Source organism: Streptomyces sp. NPDC001732, assembly GCF_053596315.1.
Window position 1 is genome coordinate 19562 of the sequence record NZ_JBSFFY010000072.1, and the last position, 10748, is coordinate 30309.

General features: G+C 71.9%; 13 protein-coding genes and 1 pseudogene. 5 read left to right on the forward strand and 9 right to left on the reverse strand.

Translation table 11 applies throughout. From position 1 onward, the window contains the following. Window positions 1-70: 70 nt before the first annotated feature. Window positions 71-337 carry a DUF397 domain-containing protein gene (locus ACWCXX_RS35345; protein WP_451134538.1) on the reverse strand — a complete coding sequence of 89 codons (267 nt, stop codon included), beginning with the start codon at window positions 335-337 and terminating at the stop codon, window positions 71-73. Further along, window positions 318-536 (reverse strand): Scr1 family TA system antitoxin-like transcriptional regulator, encoded by a 219-nt coding sequence (locus tag ACWCXX_RS35350; protein WP_451134540.1) that lies wholly within the window; start codon window positions 534-536, stop codon window positions 318-320. The genes ACWCXX_RS35345 and ACWCXX_RS35350 overlap by 20 nt, the downstream gene beginning before the upstream one ends. Window positions 537-742: 206 nt before the next feature. Here ACWCXX_RS35350 and ACWCXX_RS35355 point away from each other — a divergent pair, with 206 nt between their 5' ends. The 3 genes and pseudogenes from ACWCXX_RS35355 (at window position 743) to ACWCXX_RS35365 (ending at window position 1782) form a co-directional block, all read left to right on the forward strand. Next, window positions 743-991, forward strand: a complete 249-nt coding sequence (locus ACWCXX_RS35355; protein ID WP_451134542.1) for a hypothetical protein — start codon at window positions 743-745, stop codon at window positions 989-991. Then, on the forward strand, window positions 981-1214 hold the full coding sequence (locus ACWCXX_RS35360; protein ID WP_451134544.1) for a hypothetical protein: 234 nt from the start codon (window positions 981-983) through the stop codon (window positions 1212-1214). The genes ACWCXX_RS35355 and ACWCXX_RS35360 overlap by 11 nt, the downstream gene beginning before the upstream one ends. Then, window positions 1211-1782 (forward strand): annotated as a pseudogene (locus tag ACWCXX_RS35365) (Uma2 family endonuclease). Before ACWCXX_RS35360 ends, ACWCXX_RS35365 begins: the two are co-directional and overlap by 4 nt. 91 nt (window positions 1783-1873) lie before the next feature. Here the strand turns inward: ACWCXX_RS35365 and ACWCXX_RS35370 are convergent. From ACWCXX_RS35370 to ACWCXX_RS35380, 3 genes are all read right to left on the reverse strand, one after another. Beyond that, complete coding sequence (locus ACWCXX_RS35370) at window positions 1874-3439, reverse strand: PTS transporter subunit EIIC (RefSeq protein WP_451134546.1); 1566 nt, start codon at window positions 3437-3439, stop codon at window positions 1874-1876. 48 nt (window positions 3440-3487) lie between these two features. Continuing rightward, window positions 3488-4444: an N-acetylmuramic acid 6-phosphate etherase gene (murQ, locus tag ACWCXX_RS35375; RefSeq protein ID WP_451134548.1), complete on the reverse strand. Its 957-nt coding sequence runs from the start codon at window positions 4442-4444 to the stop codon at window positions 3488-3490. Window positions 4445-4549: 105 nt separating this feature from the next. Continuing rightward, the gene (locus tag ACWCXX_RS35380; RefSeq protein WP_451134550.1) at window positions 4550-5467 is read right to left on the reverse strand and encodes a MurR/RpiR family transcriptional regulator; all 918 of its coding nucleotides are present in this window, start codon (window positions 5465-5467) and stop codon (window positions 4550-4552) included. Between the two features lie 223 nt (window positions 5468-5690). Between ACWCXX_RS35380 and ACWCXX_RS35385 the strand changes: the two genes are divergently transcribed. Then, window positions 5691-6059, forward strand: a complete 369-nt coding sequence (locus ACWCXX_RS35385; protein ID WP_451134551.1) for a hypothetical protein — start codon at window positions 5691-5693, stop codon at window positions 6057-6059. Next, a complete protein-coding gene (locus ACWCXX_RS35390; RefSeq protein WP_451134553.1) occupies window positions 6056-6331 on the forward strand; it encodes a DUF4031 domain-containing protein in 276 nt (91 codons plus the stop codon). The genes ACWCXX_RS35385 and ACWCXX_RS35390 overlap by 4 nt, the downstream gene beginning before the upstream one ends. A gap of 95 nt (window positions 6332-6426) precedes the next feature. On the opposite strand, the gene ACWCXX_RS35395 is transcribed toward ACWCXX_RS35390, so the two are convergent. The 4 genes from ACWCXX_RS35395 to ACWCXX_RS35410 form a co-directional block, all read right to left on the reverse strand. Continuing rightward, on the reverse strand, window positions 6427-7746 hold the full coding sequence (locus tag ACWCXX_RS35395) for a Cmx/CmrA family chloramphenicol efflux MFS transporter (RefSeq protein ID WP_451134555.1): 1320 nt from the start codon (window positions 7744-7746) through the stop codon (window positions 6427-6429). Window positions 7747-7893: 147 nt separating this feature from the next. Beyond that, window positions 7894-8613, reverse strand: a complete 720-nt coding sequence (locus ACWCXX_RS35400) for an HD domain-containing protein (RefSeq protein ID WP_451134557.1) — start codon at window positions 8611-8613, stop codon at window positions 7894-7896. A gap of 124 nt (window positions 8614-8737) precedes the next feature. After that, complete coding sequence (locus ACWCXX_RS35405) at window positions 8738-9823, reverse strand: hypothetical protein (RefSeq protein WP_451134559.1); 1086 nt, start codon at window positions 9821-9823, stop codon at window positions 8738-8740. 172 nt (window positions 9824-9995) lie between these two features. Further along, window positions 9996-10748 (reverse strand): HAD-IC family P-type ATPase (locus ACWCXX_RS35410; RefSeq protein ID WP_451134561.1); only part of this gene is annotated, 753 nt, incomplete at its 5' end.

Genomic DNA, 10748 nt, shown 5'->3' on the forward strand with positions numbered 1-10748 from the left:
ACCAGCCGTTTCGCGTGCGCTCGACCCACGAGCCGCCTTCCGACCACGGTGAACCATCCCGGTCACAGCACTAGACGTCCTTGAGGTCGGCGACGAACGAGGTCCAGGCAGCGGCCCGGAACACCAGTGTCGGCCCCTCGGTCATCTTGGAGTCGCGCACCGGGACGATGCCGGGGTGGCCGTCGGCGACTTCGAGACAGTTGCCGCCGTCGCCTCCGCTGTACGTGGACTTGCGCCAGGTCGCGACTTCGAGGCAGTCCCCGCCACTGCCTCCGCTGTGGGAGGACTTGTGCCAAGTCGCAGCGGACAGGTCGTAGTCAGGACTGCTGAGCTTCATGGGCGTAATCCTCCGCTGCCGACTCGATCATGGCCAGAGACGCTTCCGGTGACAATGCGCCGGCCACGAGTAGGTCGTAAGTCGGTTCGTACTGGGCGACGGGGCCCGGTTCGTCCAGCAGTTGCCCCGATCCGAGGCCGTCAAGACAGACGAGCGGAGGTGCGTCCGAGAACGACATCAGCTTCAGGCCGCCGTCCATCGAGAGGCCCGCCTTCTCCCTGCGGTGACGGAGTTCGGCGCCGAGCAGGGCACGTGGCGAGGAGGAGGGATCGAGTTTTTGGGCCCCGGCATGACAACTCCCTGTGACACACGTGCGGTTGTTGGGTCTGCGCCTCTTCCAGGCTAACGCCGCGTTGGACACGCTGGGTATGCATTCCCATTACTCAGCGTGGAAAGGGATGGATCATGACGATGACCGAACGACGCAAGGCGACGGAGAGCAGAGTGCGGGCGGCGGAGGAGGCGGTGGCGCGACTGAAGGAGAGTTTCTCGGGGGTCGGGATCACGCTGCCCTCGCTGCGGATCGACCCGGTGACGTGCGCGGGGGCCGAGCCGGAGTCGCCGTTGGTGGACCTCGGGCGGTGCAATCTCGACACGGCGTTGCGGCTGAGCGTGGTGCTGGAGGCGCAAGGGATGGCCGGCCATGAAAGGTGAGGGATTCGAGGGGGATGCGCCGGAGCTGGGCTCGTTCGCGGTGGACACCCGGGACGGCAGGGTGGGGCGCGTGATGGGACGCGTCGGTCCGTACGTGCAGTTGCGGGCGCCGGGCGGTGGGCCCGAGTGGGACTGCCCACCGGAGTCGGTGCGCGCGGCGCCGCTGGGAGAGGTGCTGCGGGCCCGCGTGAGGGAGGTCAACCGGGAGGGGCGATTGCCATGACGGCGGTGGTCGAGAACCCCCCGGCCTCTGAAGGCCCCCGTGGGACCACCTGCTGCAGGCATGGCGTGAACTGGACGTGCCCGAGGGGTGGCGCGCCGAGATCGACGAAGGGCGGATCGACCTGGTGCCTCCGCCGCATGCGCATCGCAGCGGCATTGCCGCCGAAGTGCAGCGCAGGCTCTACCGGGACCTGCCCGAGGAACTGGAGATCTACCAGGCCCTCGGTATCCATGTGGCCCCGCTCGACGGGCTCTACGTGCCGGATCTGGTGGTCATGCCCTCGGAGCTCGTCGACGGTGCCGATCCGGAGGCCGGCGATCCGATGGATGCGTCGGAAGCGCTGCTCGTCGTCGAGACCACCTCGAAGGGCAACGCCCGGGACGACCGGACGAAGAAGTGCCGCGCCTGCGCGCGTGCGGGTGTGCCGATGTATCTGCTGATCGACCGGTTCGACACGCGTGGGGCGACGGCCACTTTGTTCACGGAGCCGAACGAGGACAGGACGTACAAGCGCTCCGACCCGGGGCCGTTCGGCACGACGATCCTCACGGAGGAGTTCCCGGTCTGAGCGGGCGGGCACGCAGGGATGAGGGTGGATGAGGGGTGGTATCCGGGCCCGGGTACCACCCCTCATCCATGCGCGCCTTGTGGGCCGGAGGTCAGACCCCGGCCGGTTCCTTCGCGGGGGTGCCCGTTGCTGTGACCGGGGTGTGGGCGGGTTCCCGGGAGACGTTGAACTCCGCCAGCAGGTCCTTGCCGAAGCCGAAGAAGTACGTGGCGAGGAACCCGGTGAGGTAGCCGATCAGCAGGCCGCCCGCGTAGATCGCGACCGTGGGGCCGAGGCCGTGGTTGCCGTCGAGGAGGGGGAACAGGGCCCAGCCGGACGGGCCGATGGCGGTGGAGCCGACCTTGTCGCCCAGCTGGTTGAACAGGCCGATGAAGCCGCCGCCGAACGCACCGCCCACGCACGCCGTGATGAACGGGCGGCCGAGCGGGAGGCTGACGCCGTAGATCAGGGGCTCGCCCACGCCCAGCAGACCCGCGGGGAGGGCGGACTTGATGGTGCGGCGGATCGAGCCGTTGCGGGGGAGACGGAAGTGGACCGCGACCGCCGCGCCGACCTGGCCGGCGCCCGCCATGGCGAGGATCGGGAGCAGAGCGGTGTAGCCCTGCTGCTCGATCAGGGTGGTGTGGATCGGGATGAGCGCCTGGTGCAGGCCCAGCATCACCAGGGGCAGGAAGAGGCCGCCGAGCACGAAGCCCGCGCCCGCGCCGCCGTGGGAGAGCAGCCAGTCGGCGAACGTGCCGATGGCGGTGGAGACCTCCCCGGCCACGTACATCAGGCCGAAGATCGTCACCAGGCCGGAGACCAGGACCGTGAGTGTCGGGGTGACCAGTACGTCCAGCGCCTCGGGCACCCAGCGGCGGCACCACTTCTCCACGTACACCGCGAGCACCGCCGCGCCGAGTGCGCCGAGCACACCGCCCTGGCCGGGGGAGAGCTTCTGGCCGAACGCCTCGATGCCGGCGACGCCCGGGAAGACGATGATCGCGGCGACCGCACCGCCCAGGATCGGTGTTCCGCCGAACTCCTTCGCCGTGTTGAAGCCGACGAACACGGCGATCAACGCCATGAAGCCGGACGCCGTCGCGGCCAGGGCGGGGGTGAGCGAGGTCAGCCAACCCAGGTTCACCAGCAGGCCGTTGAGTCCGGCGATGATGCCGCAGCCGATGAGCGCCGGGATCAGCGGGACGAAGATGTTCGCGATCCTGCGCAGGAACAGCTTGAACGGGGTGGCGTTCTTCGCCTTCCGCGCCGCCCTCATCGCGGCGCCCTGGGCGGCCAGCTCCTCCGCGGAAGCGGAAGCGGAGGTGGAGGCGGATGCGGAAGCGGAGGGGGCGGTCTCGGGGGTGCCGGCCGAGGCGGTGGGTTCGGGGGCGGTGGGGCCGGGGGCGGTCGCCCCGGCCTCCGCCACCAGCCGCTCGAACTCCGGCGTGACCCGGGCGACGGTACCCGGGCCGAGGACGATCTGGTACGTGTCGCCCTCGACCACCCCCATGACGGCGGGTACCGCCTTCAGGGCCTCGTCGTCGACGAGCGAGCGGTCGCGCAGACCCAGCCGGAGCCGGGTCATGCAGTGGGCGATGGAGCTGACGTTCGCGGCGCCGCCGACGAGGGGGAGGATCGCGGCGGCGGCGGCGCGGTTCTTGTCCTGTGTTGCCATGGCGCGTGGGCCTTGCTGTGGGGGGAGGTGCGAGGTGGAGCCGGTGGGTCAGGTGGTGCGGGGGGCGGCGGCGAGGGCGGTGCGGAGGTGGCCGTCGGAAGAGGCCAGCAGCGCGGCGGCGGTGGGGCCGTCGACCTGGCCGAGGATGGTGAGGATGGCGTTCTTCACCTCGCCGTCGGTCGCGGCGAGCGCGGCCTCGATCTCCTCGTCGGACGCCCCGGTGGCGAGCGCGACGATCCGGCGGGACCGGGCGCGCAGCTTCTCGTTGGAGGCGCGGACGTCGACCATCAGGTTCCCGTAGGTCTTGCCGAGCCTGATCATCGTGATCGTCGAGATCATGTTGAGGACGAGCTTCTGGGCCGTGCCCGCCTTGAGCCGGGTGGAGCCGGTGAGCAGCTCCGGGCCGACGACGACCTCGATGCCGTGCTCGGCCGCGGCGCCCAGCGCGGAATTCGCGTTGCAGGCCAGCCCGAGGGTCAGGGCGCCCTTGCGGCGGGCGTGCTCGACGGCACCGATCGCGTACGGCGTGCGGCCGGAGGCGGAGATGCCGACCACGGTGTCGTCGGCGGTGAGCTTCAGGGCGTCGAGGTCGGCGGCGGCCAGTTCCTTGCTGTCCTCGGCGCCTTCGACGGCCGTGACCATGGCGGTCGGGCCGCCCGCGATCAGGCCGACGACCTGGGAGGGGTCGGTGTTGAAGGTGGGCGGGCACTCGCTGGCGTCCAGCACGCCGAGCCGGCCCGCGGTGCCCGCGCCCGCGTAGATCAGGCGCCCGCCGCGCGCCATGCGCTCCGCGATGCCGTCGATCGCGGCTGCTATCTCGGGCAGCCGGGCACCGACGGCGTCCGGCACGGACCGGTCCTCGCCGTTCATGATGCGGGCTGTCTCAAGGGTGCTCAGACGGTCGATCTCGGCGAGCTCGGGCCGGAACGCCTCGGTGGTGAGCGTTTCGAGCTGGGCGCGCAGGTCCCCGTGGTCGTCGGGGGTGAGGTCGGCGATGGAGGTCATGGAGGGTGACTCTGCCTTTTCGGTCTCGGCTCGTGCGGTGCTGCGGATGGGGGGTTCGGGGCGAACGGGTCCGCGTTCGGGTCCGCGTTCGGGGTGCGGGGCGGGTCAGCGGGGGCGGGGCGTGTGGCGGTGGGCCAGGGCCTCGTAGGAGGCGGAGAGGGCCGGGGCGGCCGTTTCGTACGTACGCTGTGCCACGCCTATGAACAGGCAGTCGACGACGAGGAGTTGGCTCGTACGGCTCGACATGGCGGCGGGGCGCAGCTCGCTCTCCCGGGCGGTGGACGTGGTCAGCACGTGGTCGGCGTACTGCGTGACCGGGCCGTCGGGGCGGCCGGTGATCGCGACCGTCGTCGCACCGTGGTCGAAGGCGACCCGCAGCGGCTCGATGACGTCGCCCGTGGAGCCGGAGTGCGTGATCGCGATGGCCACGTCGCCGGAGCGGAGCTGCACGGCGTTGGTCACCGCCAGGTGCGGGTCCGTGTGGGCGTGCACGATCAGCCCGATGCGGGCCAGCTTCTGCGCGAGGTCCTGGCCGACGAGGGAGGAGGCCCCCACACCGTAGATGTCGATCCGCCGGGCGGTGGCGGCGGCGGCCACGGCGGCACCGAGTTGGACGGTGTCGAGCCCGGCGGCCGTGTCGGCGAGGGTCTGCTGCTCGTCGTAGGCCAGCTTGGCGACCACGTCGGCGATCGGGTCGTCGACCGCTATGTCCGCCGTGACGGAAGGGGCGCGGCCCGACTGCTGGTGCGCGGCGAGCCCGGCGAGGGCCAGGCGCAGATCGCGGTAGCCGGGATAGCCGAGGAGACGGGCCGTGCGGACCACGGTCGCCTCGCTGGTGCCGGTGAGCTCGGCGAGACCGGTGACCGTGAGGGCGGCGCAGCCCGCGGGATCACCGGCGACGGCCTCGGCGACGCGCTGCATGGAGCGGGTCATGGACGGCGCGAGCGTACGCACCTTGGCCGCGAGGGCCGCCGGGGCGGGCGGGGAATCGGCGCTGAAACTTTCCTTCAAGTCGTTGGTCACATTTGAAAGATATTTTCAAGCAGGTTGCCCGTCAAGCCCTCTTTCGAGCCTGCCTCCGGGGACGCACACATTCCGGTGACGCTGCGGCGGCGCATCGGTGGTGCGGCCGGCGCAGGGGTGGTGCATGGGTGCATCGGTGGTGCATGGGCGGCGCTTCGGACAGCGCGGAAACGGCGGGGGTGGGGGCGTGGGGCCTTTCGGCGGGCGGAGTGACAATGGGGCCATGGAGATGAACCCCCTGGAACAGGCGTTGCACACGGCCCGCGCGCTGGTCATGGCCGATCTCGCCGCAGGTGACGTCGCCGAGGCCGGGATCGTCTCGTTGGTCGAGGATGCGGTGACCCACCGCCGCTGGTGGGTCGAACAGTGGCCCGACGGGGCCGAGTTCGTGGTCGGGCTCGTCGCCCAGGACGTGCAGGACGCGCTGCTCGAACGGTACGGGCGGTGGCCGCTCTGCCCGGTCTGCGACGCGGGCGACCCGCACGCCCTCGACGTCGAACCGGAGCTGGGCCCGGACCCGCACTGGGTGTGCACCAAGGCGGCCGTGGCCGTGGCGCCGGTCGGCTCGCTCGGCGGGATACGGCGCGAGTGACGGTCTATATCGATCCGCCCCAGTGGCCGGGGCACGGGCGGCTGTGGTCGCACCTGGTCAGCGACGTGTCCTTCGAGGAACTGCACGCCTTCGCCGCGTCCATCGGCTGCCCGCCGCGCGCGTTCGAGCGGGACCACTACGACATCCCGGAGGAGCGGTACGAGGACGCGGTACGGGCCGGGGCGAAGGAGATCGGCCCGAAGGAACTCGTCCGCCGGATCACGGAAGCGGGACTGCGGCGCCCCAAAGGACGCCCGGCCCCCGGAGCCTGACGGCTGTCCGGGGGCCGGGGTCGGGGCCGAGTCCGGCGGCGGGGCCGGGCACGGGACCGGGGTCGGTGGGCGGTACCGGTGTCCGCCCGGCGGGGTCAGGCGGTCGAGGGGCCCGTGTCCGCGCCCGCCTCCACCGGCGAGTCCGACGAAGCCACCGCCCGGGTGCCCGACGACGTGCCCACCGAGGCACCCGGCGACATGCCCACCGGCGCGTCCGACGGCGTGCCCGACGACACCGCGGCGGGCGCCCCCGCCACCCGGCGCGACCGGCCGCCGCCCTGCAGCCGCAGCGAGAACACCACGGCCACCAGCGCCAGTACCGTCATCGCCGCACCGGCCCACGCGGTCGCCGCGAAACCGAAGTCCGCGTCGATCACCGTGCCGCCCAGCCAGGGGCCGCCCGTGTTGCCGAGGTTGAACGCGGCGGTCGCCGTCGCGCCGGCCAGCGTCGGGGCGGCGCCCGCGACGTTGAACATCCGGGCGTTCAGCGCCGGGGCCGTGAAGAACGAGGACAGGCCCAGCAGGAACGAGAGCCCGACCGCGGCGACCGGGTTCGACGCGAACAGTGCCAGCGCGACCAGCAGGACCGTCGAGGCCGTGACACCGCTCATCAGCACTCCGAAGAGATGCGCGTCCGCGACCCGGCCGCCGATCGTCGTACCGATCAGCGCCCCGATCCCGAACAGCGCGAGCACCGTCGGCACCCAGCCCGAGTCCAGCCCGGCGACATCGGTCAGCAGCGGCGCCAGATAGCTGAACGCGCAGAAGACACCGCCCGCGGCGAGTGCCGTGATCACGATCGCCAGCCACACCTGCCGGTCCCGGTAGATGCCCATCTCCTGCTTGAGCCGGGGCTGCCGCTCCGGCAACGGAATGCGCGGGATCAGGGTCGCCACCCCGACCAGGGCCACGGCGGACGCCGCGCCCACGGCCCAGAACGCCGACCGCCAGCCGAAGTTCTCACCGAGGAACGCCCCCAGGGGCACCCCCAGCACATTGGCGATCGACAGCCCGCCGATCATCACGGCCATGGCACGGGCCCGCGAGTTCACCGGCACCATCGCGATGGCGACCGCCGCCCCCACCGCCCAGAACCCGGCACACGCGAACGCGCTCACCACCCGGGACACGAAGAGCACCTCGTACGTCGGGGCGAGCGCGCCCGCGACCTGGCCGAGACCGAAGACGGAGATCAGGGCGATCAGAGTGGTGCGGCGCGGCAGCCGGAGCGTGGCCACGGCGAGCAGCGGGGCGCCGACCACCATGCCGATCGCGAAGGCGGATATGAGGAGACCGGCACGGGGGATCGACACGTTCATGTCGTCGGCGATGGGCGGCAACAGCCCGGAGAGCATGAATTCACTGGTCCCCAGGGCGAAGACCGAGAGTCCCAAGATGTACACGGCGAGAGGCATACGGGAACGGATAACGGCAGAGTCGGGCATGACAGCTGCCAACAGCGATCACATGCCGCCGCATTCCCGACGTTTCCACTACGTGTCCGCGACGTGACGCCGCCGTTCCCTCCCTGCGCTTCCCGCTGCTTCCTCCCGGCGGGGGTGTCAGCGGCTGAGCAGCTCCAGCTCGGTCAGCAGGTTGTGCCGGGCCCGCTGCTCCCACCGGTCCGCCCCGTACGGGGTACGGAACAGCCGGGGCAGCCCGAGCAGTTGGCGCAGCACCGTCGCCCGGCCTTCCCGGAACGCGTCGTCGGGCACGAAGCCGTACTCCTCGCGCACCTGCGCCGCGTATGCCGCGTAGTGCTGCGGGTCCGCCGCCAGAATCGCCAGGTCCGCGTCGCACAGCACCTCGCCGTTGGTGTCACCGGCCGCCGGGTCGTGGGTGACGGTGAGCCGTACGAGGCGGGCCACCTCGTCCGTGACCCCGTCGGGCACCCCGGCCTCGGGAAGCGCGCGTTCGGCGAGCGCGGCGCTGCGCTCCTCGTTCTCGGACCGGTCGGGCCGGTACACCGCGTCGTGGAACCAGGCGGCGAGGCGCACGGCGTCCGGGTCGGCCGCGTGTCCGGCGAGCGTGTCGACGCGGTCGAGCACCGCGACCAGGTGCGCGGTGGTGTGGTACCGCCGCTGCGGCTCGGCCCAGCGCGCCAGCAGATTGTCGGCGTACGGTGCGGGATCGGGCCCGGGGGCGCCGTCCCGGGCACGGACCAGGGTCTCCTGCCAGCGGGCGCGGAGCAGATCGTCGGTACCGTCCGCCCCGGAAGTCGCCCCAGGAGTACCGTCCGCCCCGGAGGGGTCGTGGGTGCGCGAGCTGTCGGTGTCGGCCATGGCACGACCATAGGGCCACGGGGTCACCGGACCACAGGGGCACGGAGTCACCAGGGCACGGGGCCACCGGGCCGCGGGGCCACAGGGCCACACGCCCTTCCGCCGGATCGGAAGGGCGTGGCCGTCACGACGGGGTGGGCAGCCCGAAGTGGTCCTTGATGATCCGCATCGTCACGGCACCGTCGACGTTGAAGCCGGGGTCGATGTCGTACGCCGGGGTCTCCCGGCCGACTATCCCGGCGTCCAGCAGCTCCCGCACCAGCAGATCGCCACTGCGCTGCGCCTCGCGGCGCTGGCCGACGTTGAAGTACGACCGCTCGAACCCGCCCCGGCAGTACAGGAACTGGAAGGGGTGCTCGGGGCAGTGCGGAACCATGTAGTTCTGCCCGTGCGGGCACTCGCACGCGGGCGTGGTGGCCAGGAACACCGTCTCCACCCGGCCGGGACCGCCGAAGCGCTCCTCGTAGCGGAAGCCGGTGATGTCGCGTGCCAGGTCCGCCACTGCCGCTCCCCGCCCCGGCAGGGCGTCCGTGCCGTGCGTCACCCAGGACCAGCCGGCCGATCCGCCCTTCGTGCGGGCGGGGTGCCCCGCCTCGGCGAAGACGTCGGCCAGCGTGGACGGGTCCAGGCCCCTGGCGTAGGTGACGAAGGTGTTGGGGGCGATCGGGGCGACCGCCTCCCGCACCACCTTCCGGGCGAGCGGGGGCGAGGGGAGGGCGAAGAAGTCGGCGATCGTCCGCACGAGCCGGTCCTCGTCGTCGTAGTGGTGGTCGAAGCAGTCGTGGCCCTCGTCCGTGTCCGCGGCCCCGCACTGTGCGGCGGGGCCTATGAGCCCGGCGGCGAGGAGAGCGGCGGACAGGTGGTCGGGGTTCTCGCCGACCCGCTGCCCGATGTCCTCGAAACTGAAGCCGAGGGTCAGGCGGCCGTCGCGGAAGTAGTCGAAGTTGGGCCCGTGCGCCTTCGCGCTGCACGGTTCGGTCTCGAACACCACGAGCTCCGCGTCCTGCGGGCAGATCCGCCGGTAGTCGACGCCGTCGTAGTCCTCGATCTCGTCGTTGACCATGTCGTGCACCGCCCAGGCCCAGCCGCCCGCCTCGCCGTGGGCGAGCGGCTCGCGCCGCAGCTCGCGCAGGCCCGCGACGAGTGCGTCGAGCGGCAGACCGCGGGCGAAGACGATGTTCACCTCGTGGCCGGGAAAAGAATCGTGCATCCAGCTCGTCATATCGGCGACCCTAAGTACCGCCACTGACAATGAGCGCCGACGCCCACAACGAGCGCAGGCACCGACAACGCGACCTGCGGGGAGGCCCATTGGGCTCCCGGCAGGTCGCGTCGCGGTTGTGCGGTTGTGTGGTCGTGCGGTTGTGGGGCCGTGGGGCCGTTTACGAGGCGGCCCGGAAGCCCCGCAGCCGCAGCGAGTTGCCGACCACGAAGACCGACGAGAAGGCCATCGCGGCGCCCGCGATCATCGGGTTGAGGAGCCCGGCCGCGGCGAGCGGCAGGGCGCCCACGTTGTAGGCGAAGGCCCAGAACAGGTTCGTACGGATGGTGCCCAGGGTCTTTCGCGACAGCCGGATGGCGTCCGCGGCGGCCCGCAGGTCCCCGCGCACCAGTGTCAGGTCACCGGCCTCGATCGCGGCGTCCGTGCCGGTGCCCATCGCCAGGCCCAGGTCGGCCTGGGCGAGCGCGGCGGCGTCGTTGACGCCGTCGCCGACCATGGCGACCGAACGGCCCTCGGCCTGGAGGCGCTTGACGACGTCGACCTTGTCCTCCGGCATGACCTCCGCGTACACCTCGTCGATGCCGACCTCGGCCGCGACCGCCTCGGCCACCGCCCGGTTGTCGCCGGTGAGCAGGATCGGGGTGAGGCCGAGGGCCCGCAGCCGGGCGATGGCCTCCGCGCTGGTGTCCTTCACCGCGTCGGCCACCTCCAGGACCGCACGCGCCTCGCCGTCCCAGGCGACCGCGATGGCCGTCCGGCCCGCGGCCTCCGCAGCGGCCTTCCGGCGGGCCAGCTCCACCGGCAGGTGGATCTCCCACTCGGCGAGCAGTTGTTCGCGGCCGACGAGTACGGCGTGGCCCTCGACGATGCCCTGGACGCCGAGTCCGGCGATGTTGGTGAAGTCCTCGGGGGT